Origin of the sequence: Intrasporangium sp. (genome assembly GCF_035688975.1) — a bacterium.
Taxonomy (GTDB): Bacteria; Actinomycetota; Actinomycetes; order Actinomycetales; family Dermatophilaceae; genus CALMNV01.
On sequence record NZ_DASSMH010000109.1, the window covers coordinates 24,468 to 44,101 of the forward strand.

Genomic DNA, 19,634 nt, shown 5'->3' on the forward strand with positions numbered 1-19,634 from the left:
CGCTCGCCGTATGCCGCTGGGCCAGCAGGGGCGGCATACGGCCGCCTTGTGGTCAGGCGACCCAGGGACGTCCGGCCTCGACGGCGTCCATGATCGCGTGGCCCCGGGCGATGACGGCCTCCAGGGACTCGCCGCCGACGGCGATGAGCGGGTCCGGCTCCGGGAGCCGACGGTTGCGCTTGACGAGGACGGCGATCGTCGAGGCGGTCTTGTAGTGGCAGTAGGCGAGGAACCAGTCGAGGTCAGGGACGGGCCTCGGGCGCACGGCGAGGTACTCGTCGAGCAGGACGCCAGCGCGCGGCATGCCTCGCCCCGCCTCCAGGTCCTGCGGGCAGCGCTCATGTCGGAAGTAGTGCGCGGGCTCCGTGTGCATGAGAAGCCAGGCCAGGTCGCTGCGGGGGTCGCCGACCGACCAGATCTCCCAGTCGATGACCGCGGTGAGCTGGGTGTCGTCGAAAAGCAGGTTCGCGAGGCGGTAATCGCCGTGCAGCAGGGTCGGATCCACCGGGGCGGGGAGCGTGGCCGTGAGCCGCGCCTGCAGCCCGGTGTGGTCCGAGCAGAGGTCGCCGTCGACCGTGCTGAAGAGAAGGGCCCAGCGATCGAGCTCCTCCCGCAGGGACGTGACCGGCTCGTCCTCGACGCCCAGGTCGACCGGGGTGAGGTTCTGTATCCGCGCCAGCATCCGGGCCGCGGACCGGGCGCGGAGCGCCACGACGCCGGCCGGGGGCGGATGCTCCATGACGTCGAGAAGCGGCTCGTAGGAGTCGCCGGGGACGAGCTCCATGGCGAAGAGCGGCGGCGCGGCGGGGTCCTCGAGGAGGACGGCGGGCACCCGGATGCCGTCGTGCGCCCCCAGGAGCCGGATGACCCGCGCCTGCCGCAGGACGTCGCGGTTCCTCACCGGCTCGAGACCCACCGGGGCCACCTTGACGACGACCTGGGTGACCGGCTGGCCGGGCCGCGACAGCTCTGAGGAATAGGTCAGGCTCGACACGCCTCCGGGCAGGCGCCGGAGGCCGCGGACCGCCGCCCCCGGCCAGCGTCGTTCCGCGGCCGCCGTGACCCGCGCAAGCAGCACGTCTCGATCCAGCTCTGTCACGCCTCCACTGTCCGGTCCGGGTCGGGCCATCGCAACGCGACCTCTGCGCTGGAGTGGAGATGTGCACAGCTCCGACGCGTCTCGCCGCTCATCGGTGAGCCAAGCACGTGCTACACCAGACCCCATGACGGTGGACCCCGCTGTGGCGACGGCGATCCCGGAACGCTTCGCGCTGACCGGGAAGGTGGCCGTGGTCACCGGCGCCTCCTCCGGTCTCGGGGTGGCGTATGCCGTGGGGTTGGCGCAGGCCGGCGCCAAGGTGGTGCTCGGCGCGCGTCGGGTCGACCGCCTGGAGGAGACGGTTGGCCTCGTCGAGGCGGCTGGCGGTGAGGCGATCGCCGTCGCGACCGACGTCACGCGCGTCGAGGACTGCGACGCGCTCGTCCGGGCGGCGATGGCGACGTTCGGGAGGGTCGACGTCCTCGTCAACAACGCCGGCAGCGGCGGCGAGTACCACCCGGTCACGGAGGACCCGCCGGAGCATTTCCGGTCGATCGTCGACCTCAACCTCAACGGGTCCTACTGGATGGTCCAAGCCTGCGCCCGGGTCATGGGGCCCGGGAGCTCCATCATCAACATCTCCAGTGTCATGGCCTTGACGACCGCCAAGATGCCTGCCGCGGCGTACAGTGCGAGCAAGGCGGCGATCCTCGGGCTGACACGCGACCTCGCCGCACAGCTCGGTCCCCGCGGCATCCGCGTCAACGCGATCCTGCCCGGCGTCTTCCCCTCTGAGGCGACCGCCCACTACAGCGAGAGCTACAAGGCCAAGGTCGTCGCGGCACGGATCCCCATGGGGCGCATCGGCGACCCCGCCGATCTCGCCGCCACCGCGGTCTTCCTCGCGAGCGACGCCGCGAGCTACGTCACCGGCGTCAGCCTCCCCGTCGACGGCGGCGTCCTCGTCAACTGAGCGCACCGAGGGACGGCGGGTGCCACCGCGCCGCGATGACCGGTCCGGTCCCCGAGCCTCTTCGACTCTCACGGCTTCACCTTCACGACGACCTTGCCGAGGGCCTCACGCCTCTCGATGAGGGCAAGGGCCTCACCGGCTTGGTCGAGTCCCAGGACGTGGCCGACGACGGGCCGGATGGCGCTGCTGGCGCTCAGCTCCTCCAGGGCCGTCGCCAGCTCCGCACCGATCTGGGGATGCCGCTCCACATAGGGCGCGACTGCCACGCCGACGACGCTGAGGTCCCGGAGCAGGAGCCGGTTGACCCGGACCTCCGGTATCGCGCCGGCCGCGAATCCGACGACGGCCAGGCGTCCTCCGACATCGAGGGATCGCAACGAGTCGATGAGCCGGTCGCCCCCGACCGGGTCGATGACGACGTCGACGCCGCGGCCGTGCGTCAGGGCCTTGACCTCGTCCACCCAGCCGGGCTCCGGCCGGACGACGAGCTGGGCTCCGGCCGCGCGGGCGACCCGTTCCTTCGTATCGTTCGAGACGACCGCGATGGGGGTCGCACCCAGCGCCTGGGCGACCTGGATCGTCGCCGTGCCCACTCCCCCGGCCGCCCCGTGGATGAGCACGGTCTCGCCCGGCCACAGCCCCACCCGGTAGAGCGCGAACCACGCTGTCGCATAGTTGAGCTGGAGGGCTGCGCCCTCGATGAAGGACATCGAGTCGGGCAGGCGGACCGTGTAGCGGGGCTGGCCGAGCGCACGTTCCGCGAGGCCGCCCCACAGCGTGAGGCTGGCCACCCGGTCCCCCGGCCTGAAACGGGAGCCCGGGTGCGCCTCGAGCACCACACCCGAGACCTCTCCCCCGGCGATGTAGGGCGGCGGTTCGCCGTGCTGGTATTCCCCCCGCGACTGGAGCAGGTCGGGGAAGCTCACCCCGGTGGCGTGCACGTCGATGAGGAGCCGCTCCCCCTCGGCCCATCCGTGTGCCCCGACCGGCTCGGGAACCTCGCGCAGCTCTCCGGCTCGGGGGCCGGTCAGGTCCGTGATGACGAAGGCGCGCACGTCAGCGCCTCGGGCCGCTCACCGTCGGCGAGCCAGGGACGACGTGATGACAGACGACGTGACGGAGCGCGTGTTGAGGCCGTCACCCCCGTCGACAGTGAGGGCCTGGCCAGTGACGCTCTTGGCCCTGGGCGAGGCGAAGAAGGCGACCGCGTCCGCGATGTCGTCAGGGGCGACGAAACCATTGGGCAGGGACGCGAGCCAGGCGTGCTGGATCTCCTGTGGCATCGACAGGATGCCCGAGCTCGCAGTCATGCCGGGCAGGACTGCGTTGGCGGTTATGCCCAGCGTCACGTTCTCCGCGGCGACGGTCTTGACGAGGCCGAGCAGGCCTGCCTTCGTCGTGCTGTACGACACCTGAGCCGGCATGCCGTGGGTGCCGGCCGTGCTCGATATGACGACGATGCGACCGAAACGCCGCTCCCGCATTCCCGGCAGACAGCCCTGCAGGACGCGGAAGGTCCCCGTGAGGTTGACGTCGAGGTCCTTCTGCCACTTCTCCAGGCTCATGGTGTGGGCGGCGCCGAACGTCGTCGTCAGCCCGGCGTTCGCGACGTAGACGTCGACGTCGGAGAAGTCAGGTAGCGGATCGCGGGAGATGTCCGCCTGGTAGGTGCACCCGTGCTCCAGATCGAGGGTCACGACCTCCATGCCATCTGCCTCTAGCCGTGCCACGATGGCCCTGCCGATACTGCCCTCCCGCGCGGCACCCGTGACCAGTGCTTTGCGCCGCACGCCGTCCGTCATGCCGTCTTCCTCTCCGTATTGGTCGCCCGAGGGGCGAGGTCGGTATGCCGCACACCGGGCTCGGCATGGTCCGTCCGGTCCGCCACCCCGACCAGGGCGTTGTCCGCGCCGACCGCGTCGAGGGTGGGGTGGCCCTGCAGGCGGAGCACGAGCAGGGCGGTCTGGACGCTCAGCTGGTCGTGTGCGTCGCCGGCCACGTCGAGGCCCGTGGCCGTCGCCACTCGAGCCAGTCGCAGGCGAATCGTGTTCTCGTGCACCCCCAGGCGGGCCGCCGAGGTCCGCACGCTGCGGCTGGCGTCGAAGTAGCACTGAAGGGTGATGAGCAGGTCGGCCATCCCGGGCTCGGAGGTGAGCAGCGGGCCGAGCACGTCGGCGACATACGCCCTGATCGCGGAGGTGTCGCTGTTGGCGAGGAACAGCCGGGCGGGCCCGAGATCGTCGACCGCGAGCACCCGGCTGGCGGCACGACCGGCGAAGCGGTCGATGCAGTGGGCAACCTCGCGGGCCTCCCGATAGCCGCGCGCAAGAGCGGTGGGCTCACAGACGGTCGAGATCCCGACGATGGCACCGGGTCCACAGATTCGCGCCGTCGCGGCCGCGAGCGCTGCCTTGACCTCCTGGACCATCGAGACGGTCCCGCGGCCCGCGGGTGACTCGATGACGAGCAGGACCCCCTCGGAGCCCCGGGTCGTCAGCACCTCGACCCCGAGGTCCCGCTCTAGGACGCCCGCGAGTGCCTGGTCGGTGGCCACTTCGGCTCTCGCGCATGACGGCTCGAGCACGTAGGCGAGGACCCGGCGAGCGCTCGGGTCGACGCCGAGGTATTCGGCGCTCGCCACGAGGTCCTGGGCCGTCTGGGTGCCCCGGACCATCGAGCGGGCCAGAGCGGACCTCGCGTTCCACGCCATTCGCGCGACCCGCCGTTGGACGAGCAGTTCCGAGCTGAGGTCGGCCGAGGCCCGCTGTGCGGCATACGTGTCGAGCGCCGTGAAGCGTGTCGGGTGCTCGTCGATGACGAGCCACCCGAAGATCTCGTCACCCGTGACAACCGGAGCGACGACCTTGCGCCGGCTCAGTCCGCCGGGGCCACCACTTGGGACCACGAACGGTCCGCCCGCGTGGCTGGGCTTGGCGCGGCAGGCGGCGAGGATCTCCTTGATGGCGGGGCATCGGGCGGGCATCCCGGCCCCGGCGTAGGCGCTCGTGAGCTGCCGCTCGCCGTGGTCGAAGAGCGTCACGACCTTGCCGGTCAGCTGGGCGACCTCGCGGACGACCGCGTTCAGGCCGCCTCCGGCACGGGTGACCTCGGCCAACCGCCGGTCGACACGCGTGCGCGTCCTCAGTGCACCGTTGGCTCGGGCCAGCTCCTGGGCCTGGTTCACCGCCGCCACCGCTTCGGCCACCACAGCGGCAAGCGCCCCGATGCGCTGCAGGGCCGGCCGCTCGACCGCAGGTGGTCTCTCGTCGGGCCGGTCGACCGACTCGAAGGCCACGATGCCCACGACGTCGCCGCTCCAGCCGAGGACCCGGGTCACGACCCGAACCCGGTCGGGCGAACCGTCCGTGACGACGACGGGGGCCTCTGACTCAAGGACACGCTCGAGGAGCGGGACGGACAACGGCGAGTCCGGCGGGAAGCGTTGGTCGTCCGAGGTGGCCGCGAGCTCGAACCGGCCACTTCGGGCTCGGCGGAGGTGGAGCGTCACCCGTGCACCACCACTGCTGCGTGAGGCGAACCGCACGACGTCGAGCAGCCGGTCGGGCACGTCCGTGGCCGGTGTCGGCCTCTTCGTCTGCATCACGCGCGTAGCTTCGCGGCGATCTCCTCGCGCAGGAGGTGCTTCTGGATCTTGCCGGTCGCGGTCATGGGGAGGGACCCGACGACCTCGAGGCGCTCAGGCAGCTTGGGCGTCGCGACGTGCCGCTGGCGCAGGAAGTCGGTGATCTCGTCGAGCGTGGGCGCCTCGTGTCCGGGGGCGGGGACGACGTAGACGCAGACCTTCTCCCCGAGACGCTCGTCGGGCATGCCCACCGCCACGACACTGCCGATGGCCACGTGGTCGAGCAGGAGGTCCTCGATCTCGCGGGCGCTGATGTTGAGACCGCCGCGGATGATGATGTCCTTCGTCCGGCCTGTCACCCGCACGAATCCGTCCCTGTCCATGGAGCCGAGGTCACCGGACGTCGAGTAGCCGTCAGGGGTGAAGAGGGCGTCGGTCTCGGCGGGGTTGCGGTAGTAGCCGAGCATGTGACTCGGCCCCTTGTAGGCGATATCCCCCTCGGCGCCCCTCTGCACCTCGTCCCCGAGCACGTCGACGACCTTGACCGAGGCGCCCGCGAGCGCGCGGCCATCCGAGGTTGCCGAGCGCTCAGGCGGATCGGTCGCCGTGCACATCGTCGTGAGGAAGTTCTCGGACCGACCGTAGAGGCTGAGCACCCGGCCGCCGCCGAGCATCTGGCCCGCTCTCTGGACGACGCTGCCCGGGATCGGCGCGCCTGCGCACACCCAGTACCGCATGCTGCTGAGGTCGTGCGCGCTCGGGTCGTGCACGCCCATCATCATCTGGAGGAAGGCGGTGGCGGTGACCGTGACGGTGCAGCCGTGCCGCTGGATCCGCTCGATTCCCTCGGTCGGCTCCCAGGCCTCCATCAGGTGGGACGAGGCGCCGGCGATGAGGGGCAGGACGAGGCTGGTGACGAGGCCCGTGCCGTGGGTGATCGGCGACGGGCCGAACTGGACGTCGTCGGCGGTGTATTCGATGCTCGTGGCGATCGCAGCGGAGCTCGCGCGGATCGTGTTGTACGTATGGCAGCAGCCCTTCGGCCTCGCTGTCGTCCCGGACGTGTAGACGATGAGGAAGGGGTCGTCGGGCGAGCTGTCGGGACCGACCTCCGCAGCAAGCTCCGCCAGATCACCCGGCACCATGAGGGAGGCGAGCTCCCTGGCACCGTGGCGGCTCGTCCCCGGGGAGGACGCCTCGGCGCGGGCCAGGATGAGGTGTCGCAGCTCGGGGTGCCCGCCTTGGACGGCGGCATACATCTCGAGGTAGGAGAAGCCCCTCATGGAGTCGCACGTGACCGCGGCGACGGCTCCGGAGTGCTCCACGACGTAGGAGACCTCGGCTTCTCGGTAGATCGGCATGACCGGCACGACGACCACCCCCAGTCGCGAGAGGGCGACGGCGACGAGCGCGAACTCGGCCCAGTTGGGCAGCTGGACGACGACTCGGTCGCCGCGCTCGAGGCCGAGACGGCGCAGGCCGGCGGCCAACCGCAGGGCGTCGTCCCGCAGTCGGGCGTAGGTGTAGGAGGTCGTGCTGTCGAAGACGAACACCTTGTCCGGCCGTGCCTCGGCTTGGGCGACCACGTCCTCATACAGGCTCTCGTGGCGCCAGTACCCAGCGTCGTAGTAGCCGCTGACCTCCTCCTCGGTGTACCGGTCCGAGACGCTGGCGGACGACTGCGTTGTCATGGGCGCTCCAGGCTTGGGATGACGTGAGAAGGTGCCCGACCGTGACCGGAGGTGGGGTGACGAGCACGCCGTCATGTTAAACATAGAATGGTCGGACCGATAAGACAAGGTATGCCGCTCAGCTTCGCGCAGCGCCCCCAGCATCTGTGCTCCGTGGTCGAATCCCAGCCTCCCGGCTGCCCCCGGCGAAACGGTGCGCGACGGTGACCCGCGCCCTGCACAATGGTGCACCGAGAACGCGAAAACGCCGGCCGTCAGCCGTGCCGGGCATGGACAGGGCGGTGGTGGCACGGTGACGGTGAACGATTCCGTCGACGAACACACGTGGTCCCCGGGACACGGACGCTGGTCCATCACCCGAACCAGCGGCGGGTTTGTCCTGCGCACTGAGCACGGCGAGGTGCACACGCAGGCCGAGGACGCCCACCACTTTCGGGTGAGGGCGCAGGCGTGGCTGTGGTGGCGCGCCGAGGTGTGCCTGCCTCGGCTGCGGGGCACCGGCTGCGAGGTGTTCCGCGGCCTGCCGTGGTCGCAGGCCCGCACCCTTCGTCATGCGTTGAGCTCGGCCGGTGCGCGGGCCCGGCTCGACGCGACCCTCGCGTGGTGCGCTCGCGTAGACGACGTCCTGGCCCAGGCGACAAGGGCCCTGCGCTGGGTCACGACGGAGCAGGTCGAGGAGCTGGTCACCACCCGGCCGCAACCGCCGGTCGGGACCAGGCTTGCACTGGGCCGCCCGCTCACCGACACGGAGGCGCAGGCGCTCGCGACCACTGCGGACGACGTCCGTGCGCGCGCCGCCACCGCCAACGAGGCGATTGCCGCCGGCACGGTCCGCGAGCACCGGTCCTTCTTCGACGCGATCGAGAGCAGCCCCCTCACCGCGGAACAAGTTCGAGCCGTCTACACCTATGACAACCGGGTGAACGTCATGGCCTCAGCCGGCTCCGGCAAGACGTCCGTCATGGTCGGCCGAGCTGCGTATGCCGTCCAGCGCGGGTTCACCTCCCCCGACCGGATCCTGCTGCTCGCGTTCAACAAAGCGGCGGCCGCAGAGTTGAAGGCACGCATCCGGGCCCGGTTCGACGCGGCGGGCATTCCATCCGACGGTGTGCATGCCACGACCTTCCACGCGTTCGGGCTTGAGGTCATAGGTCACGCGACGGGGCACGAACCGTCCGTCGCGCCATGGGTTGCAGACGGGCATGACACTCGCATGGTCGCCGACATCGTGTCCGAGCTGCGCCTCGGCGACCCTGACTTCGCCCTCGCGTGGGACTCGTTCCGCCTGCTCTATTCCCGTCTGCCCGACGATCCACACGCCCCACCCGAACCGGACGCGTGGGACCCCAGGCGGCGCGTCGCCGGCTTCGCCACCTTCGGCGGGCACGTAGTGCGCAGCCACGGCGAACGCATCCTCGCCGACTGGCTCTACCTGCACCACGTGCCGTACGAGTACGAGCGGCCCTACGTGCACCGCACGGCGACGGACCGTCGACGCCAGTATCACCCGGACTTCTACTATCCGAGCATCGACGTGTGGCACGAACACTGGGGCCTGGACGCTGACGGGAACCCGCCGCCGGAATGGCACGGCTACCTCGACGCCATGACGTGGAAGCGTCAACTGCACCGCCAGCACGGCACGACGCTGCTGGAGACCACGTGGGCCGGCGTCATGGACGGCACCGACCTTCCCCGCCTGGGCCACGAGCTGCGCCGTGCCGGCCTGCACCTGCGTTGGGACCCGGACCGGGCGGGGACAAGTGACCGGGCGCTCCCGGAGCAGGACCTCGTTCGGCTCGTGCGCACCTTCATGGCGCATGTGAAGGCGAACTCGCTCAGCGAGGAACACGTCCGGGCGCAGGTGTCGACGCGGGTGCGCAACGCGCAGCGCGCCCACCTGTTTCTCACCCTGTACTGGCGCATCCACCATCAGTGGCAGGACCGGCTCGCCGCGTGCGGTCACGTCGACTTCGAGGACATGCTCGTTCAAGCGAGCGAGCACCTCGAGACCGGTGCGTGGGCGAGTCCCTACGACCTCGTCATGGTCGACGAGCTCCAGGACGCGAGCCGGGCCCGAGCCCGGCTCACCCGGGCCCTCGTGAACGCCCCGGGACGGCACCTGCTCGCCGTCGGGGACGACTGGCAATCCATCAACCGGTTCGCCGGCGCCGACATCGGCGTCGTCACCCACTTCCACGACTACTTCGGGCCAGGCCCGGACCTGCACCTGACCACGACATTCCGCTGCCATCAGTCGATCGCGGACGCCGCCAGCGCCTTCATCATGAAGAACCCAACGCAGCAGACCAAGACGGTCACGTCGGTGCACACGACCCCGGCCCGCCCCGACGTTGTCGAAGGCATCCATGTGCGTGAGGTGCTCACGAGCGCGGACACAAACGCCGCCGTCGCCGGCGTCCTGGCCCAGTTGGAGGCGGCCGTCACGGCCGGGACCGTTCAGAGCCGCAACGGCGACATGGTGAGCGTCGACATCTTGGGCAGGTACGGTTTCGAGAGGAAGCACGTACCGACCCGCGCGTACCGCGGTCTGCGCGTCACCTTCCGCACCGTGCACTCGTCCAAGGGGCTCGAGGCTGACTACGTCATCATCCCGAACCTCAGCTCTGGGCTCTATGGGTTCCCGTCCCAGGTCGTCGACGACCCGGTCTTGTCCCTGGCGATGGCGGCCCCGGACCCGCACCCGCACGCTGAGGAGCGGCGCCTGCTCTACGTCGCGCTCACCAGGGCCAGGCGTGGCGTCGTGCTCATCGCTCCGCAGGCGTCTCCGTCGCCCTTCCTTGCCGAGCTGCTCCGCGACGGGCATGTCACCCAGTCCGCCGAGCGCCCGCTGGCACCGGTGCCGTGCCCATCGTGCGGCGTGGGCGTGCTCCGCCAGCGGCAGGGGCGGTACGGAACCTTCTGGGGATGCAGCACGTTCCCCTCCTGCCGGCACACGAGCAACGACGCCCCCACTTGGCGACAGGCCTGACGAGCGCGAGGGTTGCGATCTCACTCGCGTTCTCGGCTCGCTCGACGAGCCGCTCTGCGCCATCGTCGAACAGCGCGCCCGAGAGCAAGCGCGGCTCACCGGGACGAGGCAGCCCACCTGTCTGACCACTCGGCCCGCAGCACCGAGTAGAGCCGGCCGTCGCGGTAGCGGCCGGACCGCCACTGGGCGCCCCGGACGACGCCCTCGAGGGTGAACCCCGCACGCTCGAGGGCGCGCTGCTCCGCGACGTTGTCCACATCGGTGTGGGCCTCGACCCGGTTGGCCGTCGTGTGGAGGAAGAGCAGGTCGACGAGCAGCCGTTGCGCCTGTGTCCCGACGCCGACGCCACGCGACCCGGCATACAGCCAGATCCCGATCATCGGGCAGCGGGAGCCGGCGTTCGGCCCCCAGTCCCGCCAGTGCCAGCTGACCATGCCCACGAGCCGGCCGCCCGCCTCGACGCCGAGGCGGCCGTCAGCGTCCACGGAGCACCGCTCCGGGTCGCTCACGCCGGGCCGCGGACCGAAGTCGTCGAGGTCCGACTCGGCCTCACGCGGGTCGGCGAACTCACCGGCCCGCAGCGGACGGATCGCGACGTGCTGTTCCATCGACGCAGCCTCCCAGACCCACGGCTCCGAGCAGCCGGGGTCACCGGAGTGCGGAGCGCAGGTTCTCCTCGTGGTCGCGGGCGACCTGGCGCGCGGCCACGGCGTCCTCGAGGGAGACGGCACGGAAGCGCGTCTTCGTGCCCGGCGAGCACTGGGCGACGAGGTCCAGGTCGGCGCTGATGACCGTGGCCACCATCGCGTATCCCCCACCGGAGACGGCGTCGCGGTGCAGGATGATCGGCTCGACGCCGCCCGGCACCTGGATGGAGCCGATCGGGTAGCCGGCGTCCACGATGTTCGACGGATCGGACCCGGCACCGAACGGCTGCTCGCGCTCCTCCCACTCCAGCTCCGGGCCGCTGTAGCGCAAGCCCATGCGGTCGGCGACCGGGCTCAGCGTCCAGCTGGAGTCCAGGAACCGATCCAGCCCGGTAGGGGTGAGCCGGTAGTCGTACAGGCCGAGGACTACTCTCACATCCACCTCGCGCGACAGCGTGGGCCGCAGGTGCTCGGGCAGCACCTTCGCGGGGGTCCCCCCGGTGCCGTGCGAGAGGACGTCGCCGGCCTGCAGGGTGCGGCCCTGGTGCCCGCCGAAGCCGCCGACGGTGTAGGTGGACCGACTCCCGAGGACGGCCGGCACGTCGATGCCGCCGCCGACAGCGATGTAGATGCGCGCCCCGTCCTGGAGGTAGCCGAAGCTCAGCTCGTCGCCGGCCGAGACCTGCAGTGACTCCCACTGGGGCACGACGTCCCCGTTGAGGCGAGGCTCCAACCTCGCCCCGGTGAGAGCGATGACCGCGGCGTCGGTGAAGCGCAGCTGCGGCCCCAGGTAGGCGGCCTCGATGACGGGGGCATCGGCGTCGTTGCCCACGAGCAGGTTCGCGGCGAGCGCCGAGGTGAGGTCGAGCGCGCCGGAGGGCGGGATGCCGACGTTGTAGTAGCCCGGGCGTCCACGGTCCTGGACGCTGCAGCCGAGCCCGGGGGAGATGACTTCAATCGACATTCAGTGCCTCCAGCAGGCCTGCGTTGTAGCTCGTGGGGTCGGCGAGGAAGTCCTCCAGCGTGAACCGCACCGGCGCCTGGTGGAAGCGGTACGTGCGCGCCTCCACCTCGGCCCGTATGCCGTGGTACTCCGCCTCGTCGATGGGCCGGAACTTCACGATGTCGCCGGGTCGGAAGAACACCATGAAGTCCTCGAAGTCGGGCAGCTTCTGCTCGGGGTCGAAGATGGGCACCGGGGTGATGCCGAACATCTGGTAGCCCCCGGCCCCGCGCACGGAGTAGATGCACGAGAAGCAGCCGCCGTAGCCGACGGTGAGCGCCGGTGTGTCGGTGCGCGGCCGGATGTACTTGGGCACCTCGAGCTGCCGCTCGCGCTCGACCATCTGGAACAGGAAGGGAAGCCCGGCGACGAAGCCCACCATGGACGTGATCCACGGCGACGAGGAGTGCGCCTCGATGAAGGCCTGCACCGAGTCGAGCCCGTTCTCGATGGCGGCGAACTCGAGGTCGTTGCCCTCCGGCCGCTGGTGCCGGTCCCGGAACCGCGCGCCGGTCTCGTTGGTGTAGGGATCGTCGTACCAGACCGGCACCTCGAAGATCCGGGTGTCGAGGCTGAGGTGGGGTGCCTCGGCGACGTCCGTCTCTATGCCGCGCACCACGGCTTCCAGGTCCCGGGGCGCGATCACGTCCGGGTTGAACCGGATGAGCAGGGACGCGTTGGCCGGGCAGATGTCGACCACTCCGTCCAGTGCTCGCTTGGCCAGCGCCGTGCTCATCGCCATCGCGGTGAAGTTCGCCTCGAGGCTCATGGCCTCCGCGATCTGCACCACCAGGTGCTCGTCGCCTCCCCAGGAGTACCGGCTCCGCCCGAGTCGGCTCATCGTGACCCCTTGTGCTGCTGCTGCATCCAGTCCTCCAGGAACCGGGTGTGGTAGGTGCCGGTCCGGAACTCGGGCAGGTCCAGCACCTGCCGGAGGAAGGTGACCGTCGTCGACACGCCCGTCACCTCCACCTCGCCCAGGGCCCGGCTCAGACGGACGATGGCTTCCTCGCGGGTCGCGCCCCAGACGATGATCTTGGCGAGCAGCGAGTCGTAGAAGGGCGGGACCTGGCCCCCCTCCTCGTAGCCGGAGTCCACGCGAACGAAAGGCCCGCCGGGCAGGCGGAAGCGCTCCAAGGGGCCCGGGCTGGGCAGGAAGCCGAGGTGCGGGTCCTCTGCGTTGAGCCGGACCTCGATCGCGTGTCCCCGCGGGCGGTGCTCTTCCTGGAACTTCGACAGGGGCTGTCCCTGCGCCACGAGGAGCTGCTCCTGCACGAGGTCGAAACCCCAGACCATCTCGGTGACCGGGTGCTCCACCTGAATACGGGTGTTCATCTCGATGAAGGCGAACTCGGCTCGCTCGGCGTCGTAGAGGAACTCCACGGTGCCCGCGCCGCAGTACTTGACGGCCTCGGCCAGGCTGACCGCCGCGGCAGTCATCCCGCGCTCGACGTGCTCGGGCAGGCCGAGCTCACCGGCCTCCTCGATGACCTTCTGCCGGCGCCGCTGCATCGAGCAGTCCCGGGTGCCCATGTGGATGAAGTTGGTGCCGTCACCGAAGACCTGCACCTCGATGTGCCGGGCGCGTGGGACGAAGCGCTCGATGTAGACGTCCGGACTGCCGAAGGCAGCCCGGGCCTCCGCCTGCGCGACCGGCAGCTGGGACTCCAGCTCCTCGTCGGAGCCGACGACGCGGATGCCTCGTCCACCCCCGCCGGCGGCTGCCTTGATCGCGACCGGGAAGCCGACGGTGGCTGCCGCCTCCCTCGCCGCATCCGGGTCGGCGACCGGGCCGTCGGAGCCCGCGACCGTGGGGACTCCGACCTGCTGGGCGGTGGAGCGCGCCCGGGCCTTGTCGCCCATGAGACGGATGGCGTGGGGCGAAGGACCGACCCAGGTCATCCCCTCGCTCTCCACCCGCTCGGCGAAGTCGGCGTTCTCCGAGAGGAAGCCGTATCCGGGGTGGACCGCGTCGGCTGACACCTGCCTCGCGGCACCGAGAAGCGCCTCGACGTTGAGGTAGCTCTGGCCGGCGGGAGCAGGACCGATGACGACGCGCTCGTCCGCGTAGCGGACCGAGACGGCGTCCGTGTCCGCCTCACTGCACGCGGCGACGGTGGTGATGCCCAGCTCGCGGGCGGCCCTCGCGATGCGGACGGCGATCTCGCCGCGGTTCGCGATCAACAGCTTGTGCATCAGTCGACCTCGATCGTGGCGATCTGCTGCCCCGGCGACAGCACCTGCTCGGTCTCGACAGCGAAGGAGACGAGGGTCCCGTCCACGCCCGCCTTGACCTCCGCGAACTGCTTCATCACCTCCACCAGGCCGATGGTCTGGTCGGCGGTGACCCGGGAACCGGGCTCGGCGTACGGCTCGGCGTCCGGTGACGGCTTCCGGTAGAAAATGCCCGGCAGCGGTGAGTGGACTGCGTGCTCAGCCATCGTGGTTTCCTCTCGTGTCGGGATGGTGCGTCTCGGCGGATTCGATGACCTCGCGCACTGCTGCGGCGACGTCGACGGCATTCGGCGTGTCGGAGTGCACGCAGATGCTGTCGAAGACCACCGGGACCCGCTCCCCGGTGTCGGCCTCGACGACGCCCTCGTGCAGGGCCAGCCGCGCTCGCCTGGCCGCGAGGTCCGGGGGCGTCGCGTGGGGACGCCGCGCGATGATGAGCCCGCCGTCCGCGCGATAGCCGAGGTCGACGTAGACCTCGCCGACGAAGGCGACCCCCCTTCTGGCGGCGACCCGCTCATGGGCCGTGCCCGTCATGCCGTACACCGGGACGCCGTACTGGACGGCCACGTCACACACCGCGTCCATGAGCACCTCGTCCCGCGCGACCATGCCGTAGAGCGAGCCGTGCGGCTTGATGTGGTGGAGCGGCACGCCTTCGGCGTCGAGGAAGCCCTTCAGCGCACCGACCTGGTAGAGCACGAGGTCGCGGACCTCCTCCTTGAAGAGCTTCATCTCGCGGCGCCCGAAGCCGACGGCGTCCGGCAGCCCGGGGTGCGCGCCGACGGCCACTCCGGATGCCGCCGCCTTCGTCACCGTGTCGTGGATGCCGACCGGGTCGCCGGCATGGAAGCCGCATGCCACGTTCGCGCTGTCGATGAGTGGCAGGAGGAGCTCGTCGTTGCCGAAGGAGTGGATCCCGTAGGACTCCCCCATGTCGGAGTTGATCGTGACAGTCATCGCGCAACACATCCTTCCCGTGGTGTCGCCTCGGTGTCGGACCGCACCTGCTCCGCGGCCTCGAGGACCGCCCGCGCCGTGGAGGTCGAGAGGTCGCCCACCAGCGGTTGCAGTGTGGTGGCGCTGATGGGGTGGAGCGAGGCGAGCTGACCCCACACCTCCGTGAGGGTGTCGGCGACCACCGACCTCCCCGTCCCTGAGCTGACGACCCAGGGCCCGGTCGTGCACGTGACTCGCCCGGGGTGACCGCTGCGGGTCAGCGCCTCATTGACGAGCCGGCTGGCCTCCCAGCGGGCTCGCCTGGTGGCGAACAGCGCGGACCAACCGTCGGTCGCGGTGACCCTTCCGCATGCCCCACACATGATGTTGCCCTCCCTACGGCATGACGTCGCCGGAGTTGGGCCCCAGCGTCTGTCCCACGTACAGGTCCCCGCCCGGGGAGCTGGCCAGCAGCACCGCGGTGGGCGCCACCTCCTCGGGCGTGCCGAACCGCCCCAGGGGCAGCTCCGCGCGCTTGGCGCGCTTCCAGTCCTCCGAGATCCCGTCGACCAGGGGAGTCTCGATGGGGCCCGGGGCGATGGCGTTGACCAGGACGTGATCGCGGGCCACCTCCAGGGCCAGGGCCTTGGTCAGGCCGATGACACCCGCCTTCGCGGCGCTGTAGTGAGTCAGCGAGGTGCCGCCCTTGATGGCGAGCTGCGAGGCGATGTTGATGACGCGTCCGTGGCGCCGCGACACCATGCCCGGGACCACGTGGCGGCACATGAGGAAGACGCCGGTGAGGTCGACGTCCAGCGTCTGCTGCCACAAGGCGAGCGGCATCTCGACCAGGGGTGACTGGGTGAGGATCCCCGCGGAGTTGACGAGCACGTCCACCCGTCCGAGCTGCCGCTCTGCGGCGGCGACCGCCCGCACCACGGAGTCCTCGTCGGCGACGTCGGCAGCGACGCCGCCGACGGCCCCCACGCCCCGGGCCGCGTCCTCGCTCACGGCCGGGTCGTGGTCGAGGACGACGACCGCGGCACCGGCGGCGACGAACGCCTCGGCGATGGCTCTCCCGATGCCGCTGGCAGCCCCCGTGACCAGCGCCGACTGCCCCGCGAGCACACCGCTCATGCGCGCATCTTCACGATGAGGCCGCCGTCCACGACGAGCTCCTGGCCGGTGACGTAGCGGGCGTCGTGGGAGGTCAGGAACCAGATGACGTCCGCGACCTCCTCGGGCTGCCCCACCCGTCCCCAGGGGATGTCGGTGCCCGCCCGGCGCAGGCCCTCCGGGCCGAGGGAGTTGACGGGGTCGGACGACTGCGGGGTCTCGATGAGGCCCGGGATGACGGCGTTGACCCGTATGCCGCGGGGCGCGAGCTCCACGGCAAGGCTGCGGCATACGCCGAGGACGCCGGCCTTGGCCGCGGCATAGTGCGCGTGGTCCTCCCAGCCGTAGACACCGCCGGCGATCGACGAGACCGCCACCATCGCGGAACCCTGGCCGAGATAGGGGGCGCACGAGCGGAAGGTGCGCATCACCCCCGTGAGGTCCACGGACAGCATGTCGTCCCAGGCCTCGTCCGAGAGCTCCGCGAGCGGGGCGCGCCGCAGGATGCCGGCGTTGGCGACCACCTTGTCGATCCTGCCGAAGGCCTCGTGGGCCTTGCGGGCGAGGTCGTCCACCTGCTTGCCGTCGCGCACGTCGACCTCGACCACCAGGCCCTTCCCGCCGGCGGCCTCGACCTGCCGGAGGGTCTCCTGGGGGTCGTGCGGGTCACCGGGGTAGGTCCCGATCACGACGTGGACCTTCTCCCGGGCGTAGCGCACGGCGAGGGCGCGTCCGATCCCGCTCGCGGCTCCGGTGATGACGGCGACCTTCGCCTCAGGCTGGGCGCTTGCTGCCATGACTTGTTCCACCTGTCCTCGTTCAGCGGTCGCGGGGGCGGACCGGTCGATCACGCCCACCGCGACACTCGGATGTCGTCGAGCTCCCGGTCGGTCAGTGCTCCAGCTGGGGCACTGCCTTGGCGAAGAGCATCACCAGACCGGACAGGAAGGTCCCGACGGCGCCCACCCACATGGCGGCCGGACCGGTGCCCCAGGCGGCAGCGGCTGCAGTGAAGAGGAAGCCACCCAAGATGGTGCCGGGCTGGCTCATCGCACCGATGATCACGGTGCCGGTCCCACGGCAGTCGGTGGGGTAGCACTCGCCCATGTAGAACATGATCGCGGCGTAGGGGCCCACGAGGAAGAACAGGCCGATCGCGTAGGTCGCCACGATCAGGGGCGCGGTGTTCACCAGTGGCGAGAGCATGGCCGCGAACGCGAGCCCGGAGATCATCCAGCCGATCACGATGGTGCGCTTGCGTCCGATGCGGTCACCAAGCCAGCCGTGGAAGATGTAGCCGAAGTAGGCGCCGAGGTTGATCACGATGAGCATCCAGAACGCGGTGCTGAGCTCAACCCCCTTGGCGTTGGCCAGAACTGAGCTGCCGAGCACGCTGAAGATGTTGATGCCGAAGAAGTTGACGATCCAGGCCAGCGACAGCACGACGGTGTTGCGGCGCAGCCCGGGCTGGAAGATGCGGGCGATGGGCGCACTCTCGGTGTGCTCCACGCCGTATGCCGCGGCCAGCCGCTCGGCTTCGCCGACCTTGCCCTCCTTCTTCAGGCGCGTCAGCTTCTCGTGCAGCTCGAACTGCGGCGTCTCCTTGAGCTTCTTGCCGATGACCAGGATGAGGGCAAGCGCCGGAAGGGTGGCGATCAGGTACATCGACCGCCACCCGAGGCGGTCCAGCAGGACCAGGGCCAGGGCGCTCGAGATGAGGAAGCCAAGGGGCCAGCCGCCCTGGACGATCCCGTACCAGAAGCCGCGCCGCTCCCGCTTCCTCTCGTCGTCCGTGATCGCGAAGACCTCGTTGAGGTAGGTCGCGTTCACTGACTGCTCGGAGAACCCGAGACCGCCGAGCGAGCGCACGGCGACCATGGCGCCGCTGCTCACTGCCCCGAGCTTCGCGGGGATGAGCGCGGTGAGCACCGAGGCCACAGCGGTGCCGCCGATCGTCACCATCATCCCGCGCCGGCGACCGAGACGGTCGATGACGGGACCGACGCCGAAGGCGACGATCGCGGTGCCGATCGCGATCAGCGTGTTGACGAGGTACGCGGTCGAGGACGTCCAGCCGAAGTCCGCTTGCATGGCGGGCAGGAGGGTGCCGAAGAGGCCGTAGTCGAACACGGCCACGGTCCACGCCAGCAAGGCGAGGATCATCGCCGTGTTGGTCTGCTTCCGGGTGAAGTGGGGGAAGCGGCGCCGCTGGACGCCCTCAGCCGCTTCGTCGATGGGCAGAGCCATCTCACTCATGAGTTCCTCCGTTGCGTGGGTTGCGGGCGGCGAAGTCGTCCGCGATCTGGTCGAAGGTGGCCCAACGCACACCCTCGTGCTGGTTGATGTGCTCGATGAGCCGCTCGAGCATCAAGAGAACCTGCGGACGCCCGGAGACGTCCGGGTGGATGGTGAAGGTGACGACGCCGTAGTCCATCTCCCTGTAGACCCAGTCGAACTGGTCCCGCCACATCTCCTCGAGGTGACGCGGGTTGACGAAACCGTGGCTGTTCGGGCTTGCCTTGATGAACATCATCGGCGGCAGGTCGTCGAGGTACCAGTTCGCCGGGATCTCGATGAGGTCGGTTTCCGCACCCCGGACCAGGGGCTTCATCCAGTCCTCCGCGTTCGCGGAGTAGTCGATCTTCGTCCAGCTGTCCCCCACCCGAACGCGGTAGGGGGTGAAGTCGTTGTGCATGAGGGAGTGGTCGTACTTGATGCCTCGCTCGAGCAACAGCTCGTTGGTGACCGAGGAGAACTCCCACCAGGGCGCGACGTAACCCGTGGGGCGCCGGCCGGTGAGCTTCTCGATGAGCCCGATGCACCGGTCGAGGACGGCCGCCTCCTGCTCGCGCGTCATCGCGATGGGGTTCTCGTGGCTGTAGCCGTGGACGCCCACCTCGTGGCCCGCGTCGACGATCTGCTGGAACTGCTCGGGAAACGTCTCGATGGAGTGGCCGGGCACGAACCACGTGCTCGGCAGGTCGTACTTCTTGAAGAGGTCGAGCAGGCGCGGGACGCCGACCTCTCCGGCGAACAGTCCACGTGAGATGTCGTCCGGGGAGTCCTCCCCTCCGTAGGACCCGAGCCAGCCTGCGACGGCGTCCACGTCGACGCCGAACGCACACAAGATCTCCTTCGGCAAGGCAATCTCCTTTCATAGGGCTGGGCCATGCCAGCCGAGAGTGGTGTGAGGAAAAGGTGCTGTGGATCAGCCGTGGACGTACGAGGCCAAGGCGTCGCGCACGACGCCGGGGTCTGCGTGCACGCCGAGCAGGGCTGCGAGCAGGACCCGCGCCTGTGACGGGCGCAGCAGCCCAGCGGGGACGGCGCCGGCCCTCAAGAGGTCGGCTCCTCCACCGTCGCCGTAGATGGGGGCAACGGGTCCTTGCGGCACGCGGGTGGAGGTGGTCACCACGACG

At 70.2% G+C, this 19,634-nt stretch carries 18 protein-coding genes and 1 pseudogene; 2 read left to right on the forward strand and 17 right to left on the reverse strand.

What is annotated here, in order from left to right; genetic code table 11:
* Window positions 1-52: 52 nt before the first annotated feature.
* Window positions 53-1,099 carry a phosphotransferase family protein gene (locus VFJ94_RS11405; protein WP_325004329.1) on the reverse strand — a complete coding sequence of 349 codons (1,047 nt, stop codon included), beginning with the start codon at window positions 1,097-1,099 and terminating at the stop codon, window positions 53-55.
* Window positions 1,100-1,223: 124 nt separating this feature from the next.
* On the opposite strand from VFJ94_RS11405, the gene VFJ94_RS11410 reads away from it, so the two are divergent.
* Window positions 1,224-2,012, forward strand: coding sequence for a glucose 1-dehydrogenase (locus VFJ94_RS11410; RefSeq protein ID WP_325004330.1), 789 nt, complete (start codon window positions 1,224-1,226; stop codon window positions 2,010-2,012).
* A gap of 68 nt (window positions 2,013-2,080) precedes the next feature.
* On the opposite strand, the gene VFJ94_RS11415 is transcribed toward VFJ94_RS11410, so the two are convergent.
* The 4 genes from VFJ94_RS11415 to VFJ94_RS11430 all read right to left on the reverse strand — a co-directional run bounded on the left by VFJ94_RS11415 (window position 2,081) and on the right by VFJ94_RS11430 (window position 7,286).
* On the reverse strand, window positions 2,081-3,067 hold the full coding sequence (locus VFJ94_RS11415; protein WP_325004331.1) for an NADPH:quinone oxidoreductase family protein: 987 nt from the start codon (window positions 3,065-3,067) through the stop codon (window positions 2,081-2,083).
* An 18-nt stretch (window positions 3,068-3,085) separates the two neighbouring features.
* Window positions 3,086-3,718, reverse strand: coding sequence for an SDR family NAD(P)-dependent oxidoreductase (locus tag VFJ94_RS11420; protein WP_325004332.1), 633 nt, complete (start codon window positions 3,716-3,718; stop codon window positions 3,086-3,088).
* 92 nt (window positions 3,719-3,810) lie between these two features.
* Entirely contained in the window at window positions 3,811-5,613 is a 1,803-nt protein-coding gene (locus VFJ94_RS11425; RefSeq protein ID WP_325004346.1) for a helix-turn-helix domain-containing protein, read from the reverse strand.
* Window positions 5,613-7,286: an AMP-binding protein gene (locus VFJ94_RS11430; RefSeq protein ID WP_325004333.1), complete on the reverse strand. Its 1,674-nt coding sequence runs from the start codon at window positions 7,284-7,286 to the stop codon at window positions 5,613-5,615. Before VFJ94_RS11430 ends, VFJ94_RS11425 begins: the two co-directional genes overlap by 1 nt.
* A gap of 292 nt (window positions 7,287-7,578) precedes the next feature.
* Here VFJ94_RS11430 and VFJ94_RS11435 point away from each other — a divergent pair, with 292 nt between their 5' ends.
* Complete coding sequence (locus tag VFJ94_RS11435; protein ID WP_325004334.1) at window positions 7,579-10,278, forward strand: UvrD-helicase domain-containing protein; 2,700 nt, start codon at window positions 7,579-7,581, stop codon at window positions 10,276-10,278.
* 95 nt (window positions 10,279-10,373) lie between these two features.
* Here VFJ94_RS11435 and VFJ94_RS11440 read toward each other — a convergent pair whose 3' ends face one another.
* The 12 genes and pseudogenes from VFJ94_RS11440 to VFJ94_RS11495 all read right to left on the reverse strand — a co-directional run.
* On the reverse strand, window positions 10,374-10,886 hold the full coding sequence (locus VFJ94_RS11440) for a GNAT family protein (protein ID WP_325004335.1): 513 nt from the start codon (window positions 10,884-10,886) through the stop codon (window positions 10,374-10,376).
* Between the two features lie 40 nt (window positions 10,887-10,926).
* Entirely contained in the window at window positions 10,927-11,889 is a 963-nt protein-coding gene (locus VFJ94_RS11445; protein WP_325004336.1) for a biotin-dependent carboxyltransferase family protein, read from the reverse strand.
* Window positions 11,879-12,769 (reverse strand): 5-oxoprolinase subunit B family protein, encoded by an 891-nt coding sequence (locus tag VFJ94_RS11450; protein WP_325004337.1) that lies wholly within the window; start codon window positions 12,767-12,769, stop codon window positions 11,879-11,881. The genes VFJ94_RS11445 and VFJ94_RS11450 overlap by 11 nt, the downstream gene beginning before the upstream one ends.
* Entirely contained in the window at window positions 12,766-14,127 is a 1,362-nt protein-coding gene (locus tag VFJ94_RS11455) for an acetyl-CoA carboxylase biotin carboxylase subunit (protein ID WP_414654605.1), read from the reverse strand. Before VFJ94_RS11455 ends, VFJ94_RS11450 begins: the two co-directional genes overlap by 4 nt.
* On the reverse strand, window positions 14,124-14,369 hold the full coding sequence (locus VFJ94_RS11460; protein ID WP_325004339.1) for an acetyl-CoA carboxylase: 246 nt from the start codon (window positions 14,367-14,369) through the stop codon (window positions 14,124-14,126). The genes VFJ94_RS11455 and VFJ94_RS11460 overlap by 4 nt, the downstream gene beginning before the upstream one ends.
* Entirely contained in the window at window positions 14,362-15,120 is a 759-nt protein-coding gene (gene pxpA, locus VFJ94_RS11465; protein ID WP_325004340.1) for a 5-oxoprolinase subunit PxpA, read from the reverse strand. The genes VFJ94_RS11460 and pxpA overlap by 8 nt, the downstream gene beginning before the upstream one ends.
* Window positions 15,117-15,302 carry a hypothetical protein gene (locus VFJ94_RS11470; RefSeq protein WP_325004341.1) on the reverse strand — a complete coding sequence of 62 codons (186 nt, stop codon included), beginning with the start codon at window positions 15,300-15,302 and terminating at the stop codon, window positions 15,117-15,119. Before VFJ94_RS11470 ends, pxpA begins: the two co-directional genes overlap by 4 nt.
* A gap of 193 nt (window positions 15,303-15,495) precedes the next feature.
* Entirely contained in the window at window positions 15,496-16,236 is a 741-nt protein-coding gene (locus VFJ94_RS11475) for an SDR family NAD(P)-dependent oxidoreductase (protein WP_325004342.1), read from the reverse strand.
* On the reverse strand, window positions 16,233-17,012 hold the full coding sequence (locus VFJ94_RS11480) for an SDR family NAD(P)-dependent oxidoreductase (RefSeq protein WP_325004343.1): 780 nt from the start codon (window positions 17,010-17,012) through the stop codon (window positions 16,233-16,235). The genes VFJ94_RS11475 and VFJ94_RS11480 overlap by 4 nt, the downstream gene beginning before the upstream one ends.
* A 94-nt stretch (window positions 17,013-17,106) precedes the next feature.
* On the reverse strand, window positions 17,107-18,471 hold the full coding sequence (locus VFJ94_RS11485) for an MFS transporter (protein WP_325004344.1): 1,365 nt from the start codon (window positions 18,469-18,471) through the stop codon (window positions 17,107-17,109).
* On the reverse strand, window positions 18,464-19,357 hold the full coding sequence (locus VFJ94_RS11490; RefSeq protein WP_325004345.1) for a polysaccharide deacetylase: 894 nt from the start codon (window positions 19,355-19,357) through the stop codon (window positions 18,464-18,466). Before VFJ94_RS11490 ends, VFJ94_RS11485 begins: the two co-directional genes overlap by 8 nt.
* A 66-nt stretch (window positions 19,358-19,423) precedes the next feature.
* A pseudogene (locus tag VFJ94_RS11495) lies at window positions 19,424-19,634 on the reverse strand (asparaginase); the annotation flags it as partial.